Annotated in this window: 16 protein-coding genes, 1 tRNA gene and 1 riboswitch; of the genes, 4 read left to right on the top strand and 13 right to left on the bottom strand. The window is 37.2% G+C overall.

Translation table 11 applies throughout. From position 1 onward, the window contains the following. Nucleotides 1-7 precede the first annotated feature (7 nt). On the bottom strand, nucleotides 8-1,144 hold the full coding sequence (gene queG / locus J7E52_RS00680) for a tRNA epoxyqueuosine(34) reductase QueG (RefSeq protein ID WP_214743237.1): 1,137 nt from the start codon (nucleotides 1,142-1,144) through the stop codon (nucleotides 8-10). Between the two features lie 105 nt (nucleotides 1,145-1,249). On the opposite strand from queG, the gene J7E52_RS00675 reads away from it, so the two are divergent. Further along, nucleotides 1,250-1,918 carry a B3/B4 domain-containing protein gene (locus J7E52_RS00675; protein WP_214743236.1) on the top strand — a complete coding sequence of 223 codons (669 nt, stop codon included), beginning with the start codon at nucleotides 1,250-1,252 and terminating at the stop codon, nucleotides 1,916-1,918. Nucleotides 1,919-2,326: 408 nt separating this feature from the next. Here J7E52_RS00675 and J7E52_RS00670 read toward each other — a convergent pair whose 3' ends face one another. From J7E52_RS00670 to mgtE, 6 genes are all read right to left on the bottom strand, one after another. Further along, a complete protein-coding gene (locus J7E52_RS00670) occupies nucleotides 2,327-2,470 on the bottom strand; it encodes a hypothetical protein (protein WP_214743235.1) in 144 nt (47 codons plus the stop codon). Between the two features lie 396 nt (nucleotides 2,471-2,866). Next, a tRNA-Gly gene (locus J7E52_RS00665) sits at nucleotides 2,867-2,940 on the bottom strand. A gap of 190 nt (nucleotides 2,941-3,130) precedes the next feature. Then, nucleotides 3,131-3,544 carry a YbjN domain-containing protein gene (locus J7E52_RS00660; RefSeq protein ID WP_063235961.1) on the bottom strand — a complete coding sequence of 138 codons (414 nt, stop codon included), beginning with the start codon at nucleotides 3,542-3,544 and terminating at the stop codon, nucleotides 3,131-3,133. Between the two features lie 156 nt (nucleotides 3,545-3,700). Further along, nucleotides 3,701-3,844 (bottom strand): hypothetical protein, encoded by a 144-nt coding sequence (locus tag J7E52_RS00655; RefSeq protein WP_214743234.1) that lies wholly within the window; start codon nucleotides 3,842-3,844, stop codon nucleotides 3,701-3,703. 156 nt (nucleotides 3,845-4,000) lie between these two features. Beyond that, entirely contained in the window at nucleotides 4,001-5,029 is a 1,029-nt protein-coding gene (locus J7E52_RS00650; RefSeq protein ID WP_214743267.1) for an NADP-dependent oxidoreductase, read from the bottom strand. A gap of 372 nt (nucleotides 5,030-5,401) precedes the next feature. After that, the gene (mgtE, locus tag J7E52_RS00645; RefSeq protein WP_214743233.1) at nucleotides 5,402-6,760 is read right to left on the bottom strand and encodes a magnesium transporter; all 1,359 of its coding nucleotides are present in this window, start codon (nucleotides 6,758-6,760) and stop codon (nucleotides 5,402-5,404) included. A gap of 279 nt (nucleotides 6,761-7,039) precedes the next feature. Beyond that, nucleotides 7,040-7,205, bottom strand: a riboswitch (M-box (ykoK) riboswitch). Nucleotides 7,206-7,649: 444 nt separating this feature from the next. Between mgtE and J7E52_RS00640 the strand changes: the two genes are divergently transcribed. Both J7E52_RS00640 and J7E52_RS00635 read left to right on the top strand, forming a co-directional pair. Then, nucleotides 7,650-8,897: an alpha/beta hydrolase family protein gene (locus J7E52_RS00640; protein WP_309476833.1), complete on the top strand. Its 1,248-nt coding sequence runs from the start codon at nucleotides 7,650-7,652 to the stop codon at nucleotides 8,895-8,897. 81 nt (nucleotides 8,898-8,978) lie between these two features. After that, the gene (locus tag J7E52_RS00635) at nucleotides 8,979-9,725 is read left to right on the top strand and encodes a 4'-phosphopantetheinyl transferase family protein (RefSeq protein ID WP_214743231.1); all 747 of its coding nucleotides are present in this window, start codon (nucleotides 8,979-8,981) and stop codon (nucleotides 9,723-9,725) included. 60 nt (nucleotides 9,726-9,785) lie between these two features. On the opposite strand, the gene J7E52_RS00630 is transcribed toward J7E52_RS00635, so the two are convergent. The 3 genes from J7E52_RS00630 to J7E52_RS00620 all read right to left on the bottom strand — a co-directional run bounded on the left by J7E52_RS00630 (nucleotide 9,786) and on the right by J7E52_RS00620 (nucleotide 16,314). Further along, the gene (locus tag J7E52_RS00630) at nucleotides 9,786-11,036 is read right to left on the bottom strand and encodes an MFS transporter (protein ID WP_214743230.1); all 1,251 of its coding nucleotides are present in this window, start codon (nucleotides 11,034-11,036) and stop codon (nucleotides 9,786-9,788) included. Between the two features lie 23 nt (nucleotides 11,037-11,059). Further along, nucleotides 11,060-15,127 (bottom strand): non-ribosomal peptide synthetase family protein, encoded by a 4,068-nt coding sequence (locus tag J7E52_RS00625; protein ID WP_286197326.1) that lies wholly within the window; start codon nucleotides 15,125-15,127, stop codon nucleotides 11,060-11,062. Between the two features lie 158 nt (nucleotides 15,128-15,285). Beyond that, on the bottom strand, nucleotides 15,286-16,314 hold the full coding sequence (locus tag J7E52_RS00620) for a hypothetical protein (protein WP_214743228.1): 1,029 nt from the start codon (nucleotides 16,312-16,314) through the stop codon (nucleotides 15,286-15,288). 1,598 nt (nucleotides 16,315-17,912) lie between these two features. Between J7E52_RS00620 and J7E52_RS26730 the strand changes: the two genes are divergently transcribed. Beyond that, nucleotides 17,913-18,041 (top strand): hypothetical protein, encoded by a 129-nt coding sequence (locus J7E52_RS26730; protein WP_286197318.1) that lies wholly within the window; start codon nucleotides 17,913-17,915, stop codon nucleotides 18,039-18,041. Nucleotides 18,042-18,249: 208 nt separating this feature from the next. Here J7E52_RS26730 and J7E52_RS00615 read toward each other — a convergent pair whose 3' ends face one another. The 3 genes from J7E52_RS00615 to J7E52_RS00605 are packed head-to-tail and all read right to left on the bottom strand — an operon-like array spanning nucleotide 18,250 to nucleotide 21,170. Further along, nucleotides 18,250-19,773 (bottom strand): sodium:solute symporter family protein, encoded by a 1,524-nt coding sequence (locus J7E52_RS00615; RefSeq protein ID WP_286197317.1) that lies wholly within the window; start codon nucleotides 19,771-19,773, stop codon nucleotides 18,250-18,252. Beyond that, nucleotides 19,770-19,970 carry a DUF3311 domain-containing protein gene (locus J7E52_RS00610; protein ID WP_053344651.1) on the bottom strand — a complete coding sequence of 67 codons (201 nt, stop codon included), beginning with the start codon at nucleotides 19,968-19,970 and terminating at the stop codon, nucleotides 19,770-19,772. Before J7E52_RS00610 ends, J7E52_RS00615 begins: the two co-directional genes overlap by 4 nt. 12 nt (nucleotides 19,971-19,982) lie before the next feature. After that, entirely contained in the window at nucleotides 19,983-21,170 is a 1,188-nt protein-coding gene (locus J7E52_RS00605) for a M20 family metallopeptidase (protein ID WP_214743227.1), read from the bottom strand. Nucleotides 21,171-21,241: the final 71 nt, after the last annotated feature.

Genomic DNA, 21,241 nt, shown 5'->3' with positions numbered 1-21,241 from the left:
GATATCATTATGTTTCCAAGGTAAACTGCAGTCCTTTCTCAATTTCCGCCAGTACCTCTTCATCCGTTTCCTTCATTCGTGCTTCCTCCAAAGTGGAAACAGCCTGCTTTCGGCCAATTTTCCCAACTGCCCAAGCCGCCGTCCCCCTGATGACAGGCCGAGGATCATCCTTCATGACCTGTATCAATTGAGGCAATGCCGTTTCATCTTTGAAATGGGCCAATGCTAAAATGGCATTTCGTTGGATTGGTTTTTTACCGCGCCAAGAGCCAGATACATGGCCGTATGTCTCTTTGAAGTCCCGATTCGAAATCGAAAGCAGGGGTTTCAACAGCGGTTTCGCCAGCTCCGGATCGGGTTCCATTTCTTCATGAAAATGAAAATCCATTCCTTTGTTTTTCGGACAAACGGTCTGGCATGTATCACACCCATACAAACGATTGCCTATTTTCGTCCTGAATTCATCCGGAAGGAAACCTTTTGTCTGCGTTAAGAACGCAATGCAACGCTTGGAATTTAGCTGCCCGCCCTGAACGAGCGCACCAGTCGGGCAAACATCGACACATTTATTGCATGTCCCGCATTGATCTTCCATCGGTTGATCCGGTTCAAATGGCAGGTTGGTGATCATGTCTCCCAAGTATACATAAGACCCGAATTCCGGTGTGATGATCATACTATTTTTTGCACTCCAGCCAATACCTGCACGCTCAGCCACTGCCCTATCTGATAATTCGCCCGTATCAACCATGGACTTCGTCACTGCCCCTGGCACTTTATCTTTAATGAAATCCTCAAGTAACTGCAATTTATTACGAAGAACGGTATGATAATCCGTTCCCCAAGAAGCCCGGCAAAAGATCCCCCGACGCTCACTTTTTGTACTTTGCGGCGCATCCTTCAATTTCGAAGGATAAGCAAGCGCAATCGAAATGATGGATTGCGGTTTATCGAATATCAATTCAGGCCTTACCCTTTTTTCTATATCGGCTTCTTCAAACCCTGACTGATAATCCAGCTCCTGCTGGCGTATCAGACGACCTTTCAATTCGGTAAAGGCCGTGGCCGATGTAAAGCCGATTTTATCGATGCCGATTTCCTTACTATATAAAATCACTTCTTGCTTGAATGTGTTCATATCCATATTAATCACCTACGTTCATTCAGTATTCCCATTGAAGCTTGAATCCATTTCAAACCATTGCTATCTATGATAAACTAATTGCAATCATTTTTGGAGGTGAAACGGTTGGAAATTACCTTATCAGCTAATATTAGCAGTAAAATCCCTCAATTCAAAGTTGGGATCATTACATATGAAAACATCGAAGTAGGTCCCTCCCCGCAAATGGTGAAAGGAAGACTTCAACTATTTCAGGAAGCTCTTTTCTTCGACCTTGAAGAAAAGGAATTGACCGACTTTCCCGGCATTAAAGTGTGGCGAGAGATTTTCAAGGCTACGGGAACAAACCCGTCACGGTATCGCCCCTCCGTGGAAGCCCTTTACCGCCGCGTAAAAAAACAGAATTACTTGACACCCATCCATTCTGCCATCGATTTAAATAACTTCTTCTCGCTGTTATATGAAGTTCCGATCGGCATTTATGATGCGGAAAAATTGTCGGGGGACATCTCCATTAAGATTGGCGAGGGGTCAGATGGTTATGACGGTTTGAACGGCCGCTTGAATTCCATGGAAAATATGATTACATCAGCCGATCAAGAGGGCGCATTCGGAAGTCCTTACGTTGATTCAGAACGCACTAAAGTCACCGAAGAAACGAAAAAAGCCATCCAAATCATTTATTTACAACCCAATACTCCAATCACGGAAGCAGATCAGCTAACGAAATCCCTGATGGACATGTTCCTTGAAATCCACGGTGGTGAAGGGACTTACTCGATTTTAGAAGGATAATTAAAAATTGAACGGAAATAAACCCCTTCCACAATCGGAAGGGGTCTTTTTCATGATTTTTTCCGATTAATAAAACCAGTGCGCTATATCCTTTTATTCAACCGATCGATCCAAACCCTGAAAAAAGGCGATAAAATGATTCGTAAAGGATATTCACTCTCTTTATCAATACAACAAGCTTGGGTAATTACATGACAAATAATATTTATAATCCCTTTGATTTGTTTCTAAGCGAACACAACCATAACAATGATTACAGACTGTAGACAAATTAATAAAAGTTGCAGTTGATTTCAGAAATCCGCTCCCTTTCCGCTGACTGTCTGCCGAGCCTCATGCGACTGTGGGGTCTCGGCTAGCCAGTTATTCGGCAGGAGTGTCGCAATTTCTTCAATCTAGTAGGGGGTTTCATAAAACATAAAGCGCGAGATTGCCTGCAGTTTTTTTCTGTAAAAACGTTTCAGTTGATTCAGCTGGAGCACTTTTTTCGACCTTCACCTCACTATTCGGACTCCAAATCCCTTTTGTGCCGCCAAACTGCAACCATAACAATGGTTACTTTCTGCCTTTAGAATAGATAATCATCCTTATATTATTGGCGGGTATAATAATCGATGGTTACATTGCCTGGCACGCTTTCTCTCCTCATTAACAATCGCTAAACATACTTCAATTACACAACTTGACAGTTTAGACAAAAAAAGCACAAACTTATTCAAACTGATTCTACAACGTAGTTAATCAGATTGAACAAGTTTGTGCTGCTTCGAAATCCCTCCGAATGGAGGATAATCAAAAAATAGAATACTCCGGTACTATTGCTTCAACAAAATGTAAGAAATTTGGACAATAAAAAAATCCCACTGTAAACAGTAGAATTCTTGTAATAATATTTAAACGCAAAGCTTCGTTCTCCAGGTAACGAAACCCTACGTTATGAGTATGTATTGGAGCGGGTGAAGGGAATCGAACCCTCATCATCAGCTTGGAAGGCTGAGGTTTTACCACTAAACTACACCCGCATATCCTTGTAGAAGTTTGTCGAATTACCAATCAACAAAATTAATTATATAGTTTAATGTGAAAAAATGCAATAGTTCTTTTAAAAAAAATTAATAATTAACGTATTGTAACGTTAATATATTCATTCACTCTAGTAAAAATGTTAAAAAGTCCCCTGATTCAGAGAACTTTTTCATCCTATATGATGATTTAAGACCAAATGACTTCCATTAACCGCGGATAAACCTGCTGTGCCGTTTCAAGCAGCATGATTAACTTCCTGAACGCCAGATCCGGTACGATATCCCCCTCAATGGAGTATGAATAACGAATGGAAATGGTCCCATTTTCCTCATACAGCTTGGAATACCTAAAATTAGCATTATATTCATTCAACAGTGTATGTACATCCTGTTTCTTTTCAGGATTCTTCAACTCGGCGACATTAAAGCAAAATAAGTCCGCCACATTTTCATCTTGATTGAATGCAAATACTAAAAGGACCTTCCACCCGTCCTTTAACTTTTGCTCAGCTCTAAAAAAGGTGGTGCCATCTTCATTCAACTCATTCATATAGATTTTCTCACTAGTTAAAAAATCACGAAATTTAGCAACGTTTGACATGGCTCATCCACCTTTCTGTTTGTAAGTACATTTTATAATGAAAACTGGCATTTTTACAGACTTTTCTACAAATCTTCCAATTTCATCCGATTACAAGGGCGAAGAATTCACTCATTAAAAGAAAGGGAGTCAAATATGAACTCCTTAATAGAATCATTAGATTGATTTGCCAGTTGCTTCTCCGCAAAACTGAAGCGATTCTTGAAGGTCCAAAATTTCCTGGCGAATTTTTGAGTATCCTTCAATTTCAGGAACTTCTTTATTCGTATGTGATCGACTTTTATCTGCCGCTATCGCCATGGTTTATCCTTCAAATGGTTTAAGAGATACCACTAATATATTTTACTTGAAAGGAAAACGGCCTTTTCCCGATTGAATATCGAAAAAAGGCCGCTTTTGTTATAAGCTGCTTAAAAATCACAACAAAGGACCTTCTTCAGCTTTATTTCCTAAAACTTATAGTTGAGCGAATTCAGGTTCCGCAACTTTTACAAGCTGTTTACCGAGGTTCGTTCCTTTAAACAAACCTAAAAATGCATCAGGTGTGTTTTCGAACCCTTCAATAATCGTTTCTTCATACTTCAGCTTTCCTTCTTGAAGCCACTTGCCTAATTCCGTAGCACCCTCTTGGAATCTAGCGGCATAATTTCCAACTGTGAAACCTTTCATGAGTGCACTCGTTTTAATCATCGCCGATTGCAGACGCGGTCCTAGATCTTTTCCTTCTGCGTTATACGAGGAAATCGCTCCGCATAATGGAATTCGGGCATTCGCATTCAAAAGTGTGAAAACAGCATCGGACACCTCGCCGCCCACATTATCGAAATAAACATCGACTCCATCAGGAACGGCATTAGCTAAATCTGTCGTAAAACTATCACTTTTATAATTTACGGCTCCATCAAATCCGAGCTCTTTCGTTAAGTACTCAAGTTTTTCATCTGAACCAGCGATGCCAACAACCTTCGCACCTTTAATCTTAGCAATTTGTCCGACTACTGAACCAACTGCTCCAGCCGCTCCTGAAACGACTACCGTTTCACCTTCTTGAGGCTTACCAATATCAAGCAAACCAAAGTAAGCAGTTAAACCGGTCATTCCAAGAATCCCTAAATGAGTTGTGACCGGAGCCACCATGGGATCAATCACGCGGATTTCCTTTTCGGTGACAACTGTGTATTCTGCCCAGTCGATATTCCCAACAACGACATCCCCTTGTTTGAAGGAATTCGATTTGGACTCAACAACTTCAGCAACAACGCCGCCCGTGATGACCTTATTCAATTCAAATGGAGCAATATATGATTTGGTATCTTGCATTCTGCCACGCATATATGGATCGACAGATAAATATAGTGTACGTATTAAAATCTCATTATCCTTTGGTGTGGGAACTTCACTCTCAACAAAGTTAAAATCCCCTTTCGAGGGCATACCTTTTGGACGGTTTGCCAGGGTGATTATTTGTTGTTTGGTTTGTGTCATCATTGTTCCTCCTTGGTTTTGAATACGTAATTTCGAAAAGAAGCGTATCACTGATGAAGTTCATAGGTCAAAGAATATGATTGGCTATTGCTTCCATAACACTCTTTATGTAGCCTTTCCCCAAACTTGCTATAGCCTATTATGTCCCATGTTTTTCATTTTAATATACGGTTCGCTACTCAAAATTTAACGGCCTTTCCCCGATTGGATACCGAGAAAAAGGCCGCAGCTTGAAATACTCTAATTTTCATGTTCGCTTGGCAGATGATCAAGCACCGCACTTTCCCGATTTAAAAAGTCAGCCTGGACAGTTTGCACTGCAATCATTGAGACCATGTTCGCCCTTGAAAAAACACTGATTTAATGGATAGACTACATCAATTTAGAAATAAACATCGTTGCAATTCCAAAGTAAATAAGCAACGAGAGTATATCATTTAGTGTTGTAATTAGCGGACCAGAAGCAACTGCAGGATCGATGTTGAATTTATATAAAATCAAAGGAATAATGGTCCCAGCTAAAGTCCCGATAATTAGGGTCATCACTAACGAACTTCCAACCACTAATCCCAGAACGGGATTTCCCTGCCAAACATAAGCTATGATGGAAATCAATATTCCACAGGTAATGCCTATTATCAATCCAACTTTCAGTTCCCGTATAATAAGTCTGGTCACGACCCCTTTATCCGTATCACTAGTGATTAGGCCTCTTACAACAACAGCCAAAGATTGAGTACCTGTATTTCCAGTCATCCCTGCGATCATCGGCATAAAGAAGGCAAGTGCAACCACTTTTGACAATGTTTCTTCAAAACCGCTTATAATGGTTCCAGACACTAATCCGATAAATAAAAGTAAAATAAGCCAGGGCAGCCGACGATATGCAGCCACGTGCGCCTTCGTGTCAAAGTCTATAGCTTTACCGGATGCCGATAATTTTTCAATATCCTCATTCGCTTCCTTAATGACAACATCAATAATATCATCGACGGTTACAATTCCTAATAACTCATTATTTTTTTCAACTACAGGAATTGCTAAAAAATCATATCGCTCAATAACACGAGCTACCTCTTCTTGGTCTTCATAAGCAGATACGGAGATAACCCGGCTATACATAATATCTTGAATTTTTTCAGATTCATCATTTATTATTAAATCCCGATATGAGACAACACCCACTAATTTTTTATCATTATCTATTACATAAAGATAGTTGATCGTTTCCGAAAACTCCGCAAAGATTTTCAGTTTTTCAACTGATTCACGAACCGTATAATGTTGGGGGATCCATACAAAACGGTTTGTCATTATTCGCCCGGCCGTTTCAGGGGGATAATTCATGATATTTTGAACGATTTTTGATTCTTCCTGTTTCATGCCTGAAAGAAGTTCTTCGATTTTTCCAGGGGATAGGTCCTCTAACAATGAAGCTAGATCATCATTATCCATTAAATCCATTACATGGCCGGATTTCTCTATCCCTAATTTACTAAGAATTGTTAATTGATGCACTTTCTCAACTTCTTGAATCAGTTCAGCGATTTGTTCTGAATCAAGTAACAACAAGAAACGTGTATGGTGTTTTTCTGGGAGCCCCTCAAAAATGCGAGCAATGTCATATGGTTGGAGTTCTTCTAATATTGCTTGAAATTCTTTCTTTTTTCCTTCTTTTAAAACTTTTATGATTTGTAAAGTTATTTGATCTTCCGTCAGGACTTTTATCATTTCGTCACTCACTCCTTTTTAGGGGAGCCAAAAAATATTTCCCTTAAATATTAAGAGTAAAAAAAATATTATTATTCCCCTTCCAAAATCTTTGTGTCATTCAATTCTCATTAAGCTTCGAGTATTTCGTCGTGAGTCATCCAAATTCCTCACCTCCAGAAAAAATAAAAACACCTCCATTACAAATGGAGGTGTTACATACGGTATATATGCGTACATTGTCTGGATGACAAATACAAACAGCCGTATACGACTGAATGACAAATACAAGCATAAATCCAGTTTCCTCCATTCGTAGAGCTTTAGCACTGTGTGGCATAGGACAAAGCCAGCTACATTAAAAACCACCTTATGTCGATGGTTTCTGTTGACCCATTGGCGTCTTTCGACATTTTTGGGCAGTAGCGTATCTCCTACACAGGAGCCTCACCTAACGAGGATATTTAATTTACACATCCACTCTAAAAGAGTTTCTTTTAGATGTCAATGTTTTATTCAAATAATTCTAATTTTGACCTAATATCCTGACCTTTCAAAGGAAACGTGAAAGCAGCACCGACTTAAGCGCTCTCGATTAAGACGGTCTGGGTCTCTTCAATATTCAAAAGATTTCTCCCCAATTGCCACCCTTATGTAAAAAGATACAACGGAAAAAAATACAAGCTTAAGGGAAAATATTGGAATTATATATTGAAACTTACTTATAATGAAGACGGATATGGATGACTGAAACAAAAAAACAAGTTACATGTATTAATAAAAAATATCTTTTATCTCTAATTACTTTAGAAAGGAAATTGCTCAAATGAAAAGACTTTTGTCGCTTATATGTATTATCGTAAGTGCTTTTGTATTAATGGTAGGTTGCAGAACCAAGGAGGCGGTACAGGTGGAAGATAATTCAAAGGAAGTGAGCTCATTGAAAGCTATTGAAGGCAGGTGGGAGGGAGATATTAAGATTCCAAATCAACCGCTTCCAATCATTGTTCATTTTACGAAGAAAGATGGAACGATAAGTATTCCTGTACAAGGGTTGAACGAATTTCCCTTAACAAGTGTAAAGTTAAGTAAATCAGACTTGTTCTTTGATATGAAAATCCAAAATCAGCAAATAACGTTTGATGGGAAAGTAGACCAGGAAAGGATTTCAGGAACATTTGTTCAAAATGAGCAAGAGTACCCCTTTGAATTGGCCAAGAAATCCGATCAGGCAGATGAAGAAAAAGAATCAGGTGAAATACTGCAGGCCGACTTAAAGAACGGAACCATTAAAGGCCTTTTAGAAACACCAAAAAATGAAGGGCCTTTTCCTGTGATGATTTTAATTGCGGGTTCTGGTCCGACCGATAAAGATGGTAACACCATTGCAAATACCGGAAAAAATAATAGTTTGAAAATGTTAGCCGAGAGTCTTGCAGAAAAGGGTATCGCAAGCATTAGGTATGATAAGCGCGGAATTGGTGAAAACATTCATTTGGCAGGAAAAGAAGAGGACCTGAGATTTGAACAGTATATTGATGATGCAGCTGCTTGGGTTCAATTTGCCAAAAAGGATGGCCGTTTTTCCAAAGTCGGCATCATTGGCCATAGCGAAGGCTCTTTAATTGGAATGGAAGCCGCAAAGAAAACAGAAACAGACATATTCATTTCATTGGCGGGTGCAGGCGAACCTATTGACCAGGTACTCATCAAACAGCTTGAAGAGCAACTGACACCGACTTTATTAACGGAATCCAAAGATATACTGGCAAAGCTAAAACAAGGAAAACAAGTCGAGACTGTCAGTGCTGATTTGCAGAGTGTATTCCGTCCTTCTGTTCAAGCTTACATGATTTCTTGGATTCAATATAACCCGATAGAATCAGTAAAGGAACTGAATATCCCTGTTCTAATCGTAAACGGCAATAGAGACATTCAAGTGCCGGCAACTAACGCAAAAGCATTACATAAGGAAAAAAGCGATTCTGAATTACTTATACTCGAAAAGATGAATCATGTATTGAAAGAAGCCCCTGCAGATCGAGCGGGAAATCTAGCAACCTATACAAATTCTGAACTACCATTATCCTCTGGATTGGTGAGTGGAATCATTGAATTTTTAAACAAAAATGACATTACCAGTAAAAATAACAATTGAGAATTGTGTCTCCCCGGGTTTGCAAAGATCACCCAAATGATCCTCGTGCCCCCAATATTAGGGTAAATAAGGAGATCAAATGTGAAGATTATCGCTTTAAAATTACCAATTAATTTGAATGAAACTACTTATGAAGAAATGCTCAATTTGTTACCTGAACAAAGACAATTAAGCATACACAAATTACAAAAGAAAAATGATAAATACCGCTCTTTATTTGGGGAGCTATCAGCTAAGTGGTTCATAAGTGACATTTTAAAAGAACCGTTTCAAAATATCCACTTTATCTTAGATAAAAATGGGAAACCCAATCTAGTAGGAGGAAGACTTCACTTTAATATTTCCCATTCAGGTGATTGGGTTGTTGTTGGCATTCATAATGATCCCATAGGCGTTGATATAGAAGAAGTCAAAAATTTTAACATCCATGAAATTACCAAAAGTACTTTTAGCAGTAAAGAATTGAAGTATTTATATAAATCACCCAAAGCTAAACAAATCGAAATTTTCTTTAAAATGTGGACGCTGAAGGAAAGCTGGTTAAAGTGTATAGGTTCAGGGTTCTTCGTTTCCCCAAATACTTTTTCAATCTTGAATGGAAGTAATCAATATAGTTTAGAAATACCAACAGAGGAATTTTCAAAACTAAAAACACTAGGTTTGAAAATTGAAGATGCGTCTAACTATCTTTTTAAGTTGTATCATCTTAGCCCTAGGTATCCCTTAAGTGTTTGTATTAATAACCGAAATGAAAATCATTTTGAATTCCCAGATAATATCGATATTATAGAATTGAATAGTTTAATGAATGAGCTGAAAGCACTTTAATTAGCTTTATATTACTATGTAGAAGCCAGATAAAAAAAGGCAGAATATTTCTGCCTTTTTTTATATTTTCTCCGAGATACTCTGTCCCACTTTTGAATTATAAGCTAATATTCTTTTTTGAAAGAGCATGAAAAATAAAAAAGCGCTTATTAAGGAAGAAAAAGCAGCGACCAGAAAAGCTCCCTCATGCCGAATCAATGGTACAAATGCCAGTAACTGTGGAGCAAATATCCGACTTATTGAATACCGAATATTTGCCGCAGCAAAGTACTGTGCTTTTTGGTTAGCAGGTGCAATACCAGCAATGTAAGAATCCTGTGTACTAACAACAAGTAATTCAGCTACTGTAAGGATTAAGACTCCTATAAAAAAACCTATATAGTTTTGAGAAAAACCAAAGATGACCATAGAGAAAGCATACAATATACTGGAACCTACAAACCCAAAACGCGTGCTATACTTTGAAGAAAGTCTAGCCGCCATGCTACCTAAAATAATTACCAAAATGCCATTCGTCATTAACAATGAAGCATAGTTTTGAGAAGCATTAATTGAAAAACCGAATATTGATGTACTTTTAGTTAAACTATCCAGTAAAGTTGAAGGAAGCAATATTTCTAACTGCATGAAAGCTTGAGCTGCAAATACACTGGCAACAACAAAAATTAAAAGACGTTTATCTTTTCCTATAAGCACTACTGCTTTTGTAAACTTACCATTTGAATCTATTCTTTCTTCATTACCTAATTTTCTATTAACCTGAAATTCTGGAGTTTTCCATAGTGATATATATACTAAAGTCAGAACAGATACTAAGGATGTACCGATAAACCAAATAGGCATAGAATCAAATATAAAACTTCCTATAAGAGGACCAAGCGTCACCGCAACATTAAATATTTGGTAGGTGAATACATAAGCTTTTTTTTGTTCCTTTTCATCGAGCCAATCAGATATATAAGCTCTTCCTGCAGGTATATATGAAGAATAAGCTATACTCATTAAACCGAAGCTACCAAATACCATTATATTACTTCCAACTATTCTTCCAATGATAAATAATATAGTCGCAGCTAGAAAACCTATACTTGAAGATATCATCATAGGTCTTCTTCCTATCCTATCTGCAAAGATCCCACCCCAAATACCTGATATTACACCCAATACTGAAATTATGGCCAAACCGACAGATGCTAGGTAAGGATTCCAAGCATCGTTTAAATATAAAACAATAAATGGAAATAGCATGTAAAATAAAGTGTTTTGAATACCCTCAGCAAAAAATCTCCAACGCATTTGATTTTTTTTCATACTAAAAACCCTTTTCGTTAAATTTATACATATCTTATAGATGCAACTTGTTCCATAATAATCTTAGCAACATTTTCAGCATTTGGAGATTTATAGATCGTAAAATGTTGAGCTGGAACTGAACGCACTGTTAGTTCCCCAGCCAAGTAATTTTCCCAACCTACAGTGGTATCATGCTCATTTTCTTCAGCTCGTATAAACAGAACTTTACCATAAAAAGATCCTGATATATTGTAACGATGAATAGCGATATTATTTGCTTCCCAAATTCCCAAGCCACTCTTAACATCCTCAACTTCTGCGTCCATATGGAGATGCCCGCCATCTTTTCCTAAGTTTAAAAGGAATTCCAATAGTTCTTCTTTGTCCATAAGGGTTAAATCATCAGGATTAAACTTATCATTTGCTCCATTTGTAAACTTTAAGGCATATGATTTAACAAACTCCATTTTGTCGAACTCACGAGCTTTACTGAAATGACAGTCTAATAATGTTAATAAACCAACGTCTCTTCCTTCAGCTTCAAAGGAACGAGCTATTTCATAAGCCACGTTACCACCGAACGAATAACCCGTAATATAATAAGGCCCTTCATGTTGAACAGATAAAATATAAGAAGCATATCGTTTAGCCATATTTAATAAATCATCTTCAAATTTATCACTTTCAGGAATCTCCGCACTTTCAATTCCCCATACGTCAAACATTTCATTCAGTTCCGTAGCCATTTCTTTATAACACCAAAGTGCTCCGCCAGCTGGGTGAATAAACCATATTTTTTGACGGTTCTCAGCTGGTGAGACGTGTACTACGCCATTAGGTTTAATGGAGTTTGTTATAACATGAGCTATCCCTTGTATAGTGGGATAATCAAATACAATGGATACTGGCAAAGTTAGCTCGAATTTCTTATTTAGTTGAGCAATAAATTTCATGGCTAACAACGAATGGCCACCTATTTCAAAAAAGTTACTATTTAAATTGTGGTCTGAGTTTCTGAAGATATCCTTCCATATGTTTTGAACTTTCATTATAGTTTCTTTATCTGCATGATAGTTTTTTTCATTTTCTATCGTTATAGCTTCAATGCTATTTTCTTGGATTTCAAATTTAATTGTTTCATCAGCTATTTTTTGCATTTGAGAGATCCATTCTTGCTTCACTTCTGAGATTACATTATCCGTAAATAAGTCGTCACAGTATTCTATAGTGAATGTTGAATTCTCTCCATCATGTTCTATGATAAAACTAAGATCGCATTTGGCAGTATCACTTAAAACTGATTCCAATTTAAATTGAGTATAGGGTTGCTTTTTCAAAAATCTATTATATACAAACATAACTTGAAATAGTGGCCGATAGTCACTATTTCTACTCATTAGAACAGACGGAATGATTTTTTCAATTGGAATATGCTCATACTTTATTATCTCAGCATAATCCTGTGCAATCTTTTCAGAAATACTTTTTAATGTAGCATCTTCAGTAAAGTTAATTCTAAATGGTACAACATTAACGTAATTCCCAATTGCTTCAAAATCCTGTTCGTAGGTTCTATTTGCCACTGGTACCCCTATGCAGATATCTCGTTGACCACTCATTCTAGCAAGGACATAAGCTGCCATTGCTAGATGAATGGAGAATTCTGTAATTGATGTATTCTGACTAAAAGAAAGTATTTTTTGCTCTAGTTCTTTTGGTAATGAAAACTTTATATGTTTTCCATTTATTGTTTGGGTACTCCCCTTCATCATACTTGTTGAGAATCTTGATTTATTTGGAATCCGTTCTAGATACTCCTTCCAAAATGTAAGACCCTCACTAAAATCCATTGAATTTTGATTACGTGCAAATTGGAAGAATGCAGCATTCATTTCCTTATTTTCGACTAGATCAGTTTCAATAAGTTCATGTAGCTCGTCTACAAATAACTGAGATGACCAACCATCAACTATAAGATGATGGAAAGTTAATAATAAATATTCCGCCTTTTCAGTACTAAATAATGAGGCACGAAATCCTCCCTTATTTAATTCGAATTTCCGTTCTGCTTCAGTTTGAATTACTTTTCTTAAGTTCGCTTCCATAACTGAATATTCACTTATTTCAGAGTTCAATGAGCTGTCATATTTCTGTATATATTCACCATTGTTAGTTAAAATAATTCGTGATGTTAAAATCGGATGTCTTCTCCGTAAATAGGAAATTGCTTTTACTATTTTTGTCGTTTTACCTTTTTCAAAGCTTAATAGAAACGCTATATGATATTGAGATGCTCCTTTTTCTTGTTCAAAGAATAGTATTCCCTGTTGTCCCAAAGATAATGGAGCTTCAAGATTAGCATCAAATTTTTGTTTTATCTTGTCCAGTTTCTTAGGTACTACAGTATTCTTGCTATTCTTTAAAATATTCTTTTTCAGATAATCTGCTTGTTTTCGAATTGTTGGATACAAAAAGACAAAACCATGTGTTAACGATATCTGAAACTCAGTGGAAAGAAGGTTTGCGAGTCGAATTGCCAGTAATGAATGTCCTCCTACTGAGGCAAATGTATTTGTTGCAGAATGAATTTTTTCCCCAATTACTTCTTCCCAAATATTCGCAATAACTTGCTCCCATTTATCATGAATCCCTTCAAAATTATTATTACTTCTAAAAGGTATTAAAGATAATTCGCGTCGATTCATTTTCCCATTCTCTAAATATGGGAAACTATCCATCTGAACAAAAAAATTAGGAATCATATAGGAAGGCAAACGTTTTTCAATATAGCTTCTTAACTCATTCTCATCCCAAGACTTAGAATCACAACGTATATAAGCTACAAGCCATTGTTCTTCAACTTCTTCACGAACCTCTACAACTATGTCTTTTACGAAAGATACTTCTCGTATGGTTTCTTCAATTTCACCAAGTTCGATACGAAGTCCCCTTAACTTTATTTGTAAATCTTTACGGCCTCGAAATTCGTAATTACCATCTTCCCTAATATAAACAAGATCTCCAGTAAGATAAGACAATTGACCTGTAGAAGGACATAAAACGAACTTCTCTTTTGTAACATCGGGAAGACCAAAATAACCCAAAGCTAGACCTTCACCGGAAATCAGTAGTTCTCCTTCGCAACCAGTGCCTAATATATTCAACTCATCATCCACAACATGTACTGAAGCATTATCGATTGGCTGTCCCAAATCAATTTCTCTAAATAGATGATTTTCACCAGGCAAACAAACTCTATAAGTGGTATCAACAGCTGCTTCAGTAGGACCATATAAATTTATAATTGGTATTGGTAAAGTCTTTTGGATTTTCTTTACTAATGATGTTTGCAAAGATTCTCCACCACAAAACAATAGACGTAAAGATGTAAAATCAGATAATAATTCCAGTTCTGACAATACTTTAAGTACAGTTGGTACAAACTGTACAACTGTTACTTCATGCTTTTTGATATCAGTTGCAATATCAAATGGGTTGGATGAACCAATAACCATAGTAGCACCAGTCGATAGTGGTGCAAATATCTCCCAAACAGAAGCATCGAATCCCGATGCAGTTTTTTGTAAAAAAACATCATCTTTTGTCCAAGAAAATTCTTTTTGCATCCATTGCATATGATTGACAATGGCACGATGCGGGATAACTACACCTTTTGGTCGTCCGGTAGAACCCGATGTGAAAATGATATAGGCCGGTGTTTCATTATTAATCAGAACTATTGGAGGATTTTCCACTCTAATTTTAGAATGCTCTCTTAAATCTATTGAATTTCGATTAAAGGTTAAATCTGGAACAGAACGGTCAGTCATTAATACATTAACTTCTGCTTTTTCAATACAATATTTCAGTCTGTTCAATGGATAAGAAGGATCAAGTGGTACGTAAGCAGCACCCGCTTTTAGCGTTGCAAGCATAGCAGCTATTAATGAAATAGATCTTTCTGATGCAATGGCGACCCGGTCTCCCTCGTTAATGCCCTTCTTTACAAGCAAATGGGCAAGTGCATTTGCCCAATTATCTAATTCTTTATATGTTATAACCATATCTTTATCTTTTATTGCAATGTTATTTGGATATATAGTTACCATAAGTTCGAAAGTATTTTGAAGAAACCTATTATTCATAATAATTTAGCGTATTGGTAAATCAATAACGCTGTCCTCCTTTGGGTTACTTAAGTATGTATTTTTTAAAACTATTAGAGGAAATAAACCTGTCGGGAGTTAACTCCCGACAGATCTATTATTTATCCATTTACAATGCAATCTGTACCATCTACATAGTGCTCTTTGTGTTCATCTAAATTCCACAAATTAACAGTTTTCATTATCCAACGAGTTCTTTGCTTTTCCACATCCGTGATTTCTTCAACATCCTTGCCATGAATAGAATGATTGTTTGACAAGGAAATAAATTCACCCGCTTTTAGTAGGTGTGGAGCCTTTAATTCATGTAATAATACTTTAATTTTATCTACAACTTCCTGGGCTTCTTCTGTAAGACCAACTGTCCGATTTTCAAAATATGCAATATCAAATTCTTCTTCATTTAATAGGATGGCGTGATTTTTTGCACGCCCTAATTCAGTACGATTACCATATGTCGATAAATCATCAAAAGGTGTATAGAATAGTTCTTGACGCATCAAATTTAAATCAGAAGGATCAAGTTTCTGAATTAAATCAATATTTTTGACGAATGTTGTAAAGATTTGATTTCCTTCATAGGCCCTCATTGATAACATATTCACAAAATCAGGGCGAACAAAATGATTTGCTAAGTCTTTATGGAATCCTAAAGCTACCAATGCTTTTTGTGATTGTGTTTCTGATAAAGATTTCATTGGATAGATATCTTGAAAGACATCGCCATCATTTACATTTATATATCCAATAGCTGGCATTTCCATGACTTGAGCATAGAATTGAAGAAAACCTTCCCCAACATATGTTTTTTTAAGCTCTCTTTTTGATTGAACTGGTGATTCATGGTCAAAAATAGGAACATCTTTATCTATAGGGCAGTTTTGTAGGTATAAGTATGGTTCTTCCTTCCAAATCCTATCGCCGGCAGCTTTTATTTTTTCCACAATATCTTTTATTTCAACATCGTTTTCCACAATGTTTTCGATTTCTGAACGAAAGGAAGTGTAATCTTCATAGGGATTACATTTTAAATCCAAAAATTTATTTGTAAGAAGTTGATTCTCTGCATCTGTAAACACATAATCAACTTTTAATTTATTCTTCGTACTTGCATTAGTATCTACACCCATTAACTTAGCTCCAATCCTATTGATTTTATTTTTACGCAGTAAATCACTAAAGTCTAGATGCGAAAAAATCTAGCAATCTTCTGAATAATAGGGCCCTATTAATATGTAAATACGTAAAATGATTGCTGGTGCTACCAAATTTTAACACGAGAGTTTTCAGAATTCAACGAATGTTATAAAAATGGATCTTCTTACTCATTACCACTCACATTAGGGCCTTTATTTCTAACAGGTCAATGTAATACTCGGCCTTTTCTGAACACCTGGCATGGCACTGTTACAATGAATTCAAAGGAGGATTTTCGTGTTATATGAAGCCTAATTTATGGTGTTTGACTGCCTAGTGGATAACTGATAAATTTTTCGATTTATCTTGAGAGTACAAGAAAATGATTGGGGAGCTAAATAATATGTGATTAAGTAAGGGCATCTAATTCAACCAGGAATCGACTTTTTCTAGTTCTTTGAATATGCGTAGTTCTGGAGTGTGAGGACATCCCCTATATTGACCTTATGGAGTAAATGATTTAAAACAATAAAACAGAAGAATACTGTAATTTTTTGGGCAAAGCTGTACTCGCGACTTACTATCTAGTTTTACTCTTGGAGTTTTCGATGGTTGGGGAATTGATAACGTCTCTTTCGGGAAGGCGGTGATCACCGAAAATGGAACAGGAACTTATGGACTGTAGTTTTGAGTGGAATTAAAAGTAATCACCCAAAATTACATATTCTGTCCTTAAGTTACATCATATTGATCATTCATAAAGTACATACCAAAATCAGTTTTTGCCTTCCCAAAAAAGCACGTAAAATATTCTATCGAGGCGATTGTTGAAAATATTGTCCACTTAAAATAGCCTTCCTTCATTTACATGAGGATATCCACCAGTTGCTAATGGTGAACGATCCTTTTTCAACAAAAGCTTACATCCAGAAAAACAATGGTAGGTAATCTAACAAAGAGGAAGATTTTGTATAAATTCATTAGTATAATTGATGAAATTACAATAAGAAAGGAAAGATCACTATGAAGATGTTTATGCATGCTTTAAAAAAGAATACCACATGTATCCTTGAAATCATTTATCTGTATATACTGTTCTTTTTTTCAGAGCTACAAACTACTACTGCAAGCTTATTAAAAATAAAGTAAGAATTATGTAATTTAAAACCTCTTGAATGATCTTAGATCCTCTAGTTCCGAACATTCCCAAACGATTATTTTATTTTATCTCCATAATTAGAACTTTCAACAGCCATAACAGCCATTTTGCCCGCATTGTCTGTGCAAGATCCCTCAAAGGCGAAATGACAATTCCCTTTGCTGGTTCCAGACCGATAAACTTGGAGTCCGACAAGCGTTTTAAGAATTTAACTCAGCTCTGTAACTCAATTCTAACCAACCTGACTTGAAATGCAGCGCTGACCCCCTTTTTTCAACAGGTATTGATTATTACCTATCCTCTCCCTACTGAGATACCATACTAGCCGTGAATGAAAAATATCACTTGGATAAAGGTGTTCCTTTCAAGTGAAAAACATAAGTTCACCAAAAAGGGACAAACTGTATTTGAAAAAAGAAAGGAGATGTGAACATGACAAAAAAATTTAATAAAGGGAGCCGTAATCAAAATTCACCGCAATTACACGGACAAGCTCCTGTTAGTGGGGACAACAGCAAAGGAAATAAAAGAAATAAAGATGAGAGCTCTAAAACAGAATAACTAAATGAAACAAACCGGCCATTTTCAGACCGGTTTGTTTCATTTGTAGATAATCTTTGTTATTGGGCATAAAGCGATCAAAAAGAACAATTCATTATCAGCGTTATCCGAACTGTAAATGGAGTGATGCAAAACTGTCCCCAGAAAAGCTTTAATTGTAGGGCATTCGTTTTTCATAATCATATCGGAAGTGAATAATCATGTTGAGTTAGCTATTTGATTCTTTTTGCATTAGGACCTTGTGCTCCGCTGTTGATGTCTCCAAATCATCAGTATCTTGATGAGTATAAGTAATGTTTTTTGTCATCAGGCTGACCACCACTAAAACCACAATGTTAATAAATAGGGCGATAATTCCTACATTCAGGTCTTTAATTGCTTGAGGAAGATAAGGAAACAGATGACCAATTTTTATGTTCCCCAGTTCCATAATAGAGACTAGCACTCCTCCTGTTATAATCCCGGCAAATGCTCCATGTTTGGTTACAAAATTATTTCTCATCAAACTGGCGAAAAAGGCAGGAGCGAGTTGGGTTATAAAATTATAGGCGATTAATGCGAGACTAAACAGGGTGTTTCCACCTTGAAAGGTCAAGTATATCCCTAAAAGAGAAATAAGGGGAACCATGTATTTTACCAGTTTTGCAATCTGATTTTCCGTTGCTGATGGAGTGAATACGCCATATACATTTTTCGCCAGCAATGTTGATATAGACATCAACAGCATGGAACTTGGCACTAGAGCGGCTAACACACCAGTTCCACCGATTAAGCCCACAAACCACGGATCAAAATCCTGTTTAGAAAGCTGCAGCAAGATAAGATCGGTGTCGCTGCCTTTTAAACCTGGTGTCTGTAAGATAGCGGCGAATCCAACAAAAAAGGCAAACAATAAAATCAATTGGTACATTGGCATTAGGATTGCATTTTTTCTTAAGGCTTTCTCGCTAGAGGCAGCATAAATAGGAGAAAACCCGTGCGGCCACATATAAAATCCAATAGAGCTTAATACAACGGTCGATATATACCACGATACGCTCATTCCTTGATCTGGAAGGATGGTAAAGTTCGGCTTTGCCTGTTCAATGGCCTCATACATAGGTTGAAGACCGCCATAATAATGCATAGGAAAATAAACACCTAAAAATACAACAATGCCAAGAATCAGAATATCCTTCAAAATAGCTGTTCTGGCTGACCCATGAATACCGGAAACCATTACAAAAATGGTAACACCAATTGCTCCAACCCAAATGGCAGCTGTAGAAGAGATTGCTCCATATGATGTAGCAAAAACGATATATCCTAGCCCCTTCAATTGCAGGACCAAGTAGCAAGTACAAGCTATAACACCTATAACCGCAACAAGTACACCAAGATATGGGCTTTGATATTTTTTCACAAAAAAATCAGATTGGGAAACTAATTGGTGTTTCTTTGCATACCTCCAGATTGCTGGAAATGTCCAGTAGGAGATTACTGTAGCCAGACAGCCATATGTCACGATACTAAAGATGGAACCACCTTCCCCATAAGCGGATCCACTTGCACCTAAAAAGGTAAAGGTAGTGTACATTTCACCTGCGGATAAAAGGAAAATCAATAGGGCTCCCATCCCGCGTCCTCCAACCGACCATTGTTCCAAGTTCATTTCTTTCCCTTTTTTAGCCTGGATACCAATCAATACCGAAATGACGAAAAAAAATAGGATGAAAAAAACGGCAATATTCATCTTGAATCTCCCTTCTGATTAGCAGGATCCAGTAGATATATAATCCCCATAATACCTGTGGTTAGCACAGACCAGAGTACAATCCAAAAGTGAAAAAAAGGCATTCCCAGAACATATGGAGTCACTTTATTTGTAAACAAAGCTCCTACGATGAAGCCAAGAAACGGGATGATTCCGAGCCAATATATTTTTTTCATACTCTTAGCCCCCTAGTAAATTTCATTTAACATTTTTATAGTACCGTGAACAAATAACTTCACCCCGTTTTGTAAAGCCTGTTCATCGACTGTAAATTTGGGATGATGGTGAGGATATATAATTCCTTTTTCTTCATTTCGAGCTCCTATTACAAGATAAGATCCCGGAACTACTTCTTGAAAAGCAGAGAAGTCTTCACTTCCCATAATTGGCTTTAAAATCTCTCGACTTTCTTCACCAAATACTTCACAGACCGTTTCGTCCATCAAACGGGTAACTTCTTCATCATTAATGGTAGGAGCATAACCGAACTGATAATCCAATTCATACGTAGCACCATGCGCTTCAGTAATCCCTTTTACTATGCGTTCGATTAAATCCGGGATTTTTTTCCGCAGTTCCGGATTGAAGCTTCGAACCGATCCACCAATGCTTACCTTACTTGGAATGACATTAATCGCACTTCCCGCATGGAACTGAGTCACTGAAACCACAAGAGCTTCCTGGGCTTCCCGATATCTAGAAACAATGTGCTGGAGATTCGATACGACCTGTGTTCCAATCGCTATGGGATCAATGGTCAGTTCTGGCTGCGAGGCGTGCCCCCCTTTACCCACCACTATAATGTTAAAAGTATCAGCTCCAGCCATCACCGGACCGCAGCCCAGACCAATTTTCCCTAAAGGAAGCGTCGACAAGAGGTGGGATCCAATGATCATATCCACTCCATCAAGCACACCGGCTTTCACCATCTCTTGAGCTCCACCGGGCGGCAGTTCCTCAGCATGTTGAAATAAAAAGCGCACCTCCCCCTTAATTTGATCCTTTAACTGTACAAGAACTTTTGCTGTTCCAAGCAGCATCGCCGTATGCCCATCATGACCGCAGGCATGCATCACGCCTGAATTCCGTGACACAAAGTCAAAATCATTCTCTTCTTCAATTGGAAGCGCATCCATATCTGCCCGCAGTGCAATGACCTTCCCAGGATTCTGACCGGTCAAACGAGCCATTATACTCGTTTTTGTCGGACGTGAAATTTCCAATTCACCAAAGGTTTGCAGCGTTTCATAAACAAATTGTGCCGTTTTCTCCTCCTGAAAAGACAGCTCCGGATACTTATGTAAATACCTTCTCCAAGCAATCACTTCATCTTTAACAGCCTCGATCAAATCATCAATCATCATCGTTTGAGACATCCCCTACAACCCCTTATTCATTCAATTTACATAACGGTCTTTAATTTAGGATAGTTTAAGGAAAAAATTCC

Origin of the sequence: Bacillus sp. ISL-34 (assembly GCF_018613325.1) — a bacterium.
Classification (GTDB): domain Bacteria; phylum Bacillota; class Bacilli; order Bacillales; family DSM-1321; genus Peribacillus.
This window is presented reverse-complemented; position numbering and strand designations above follow the sequence as displayed.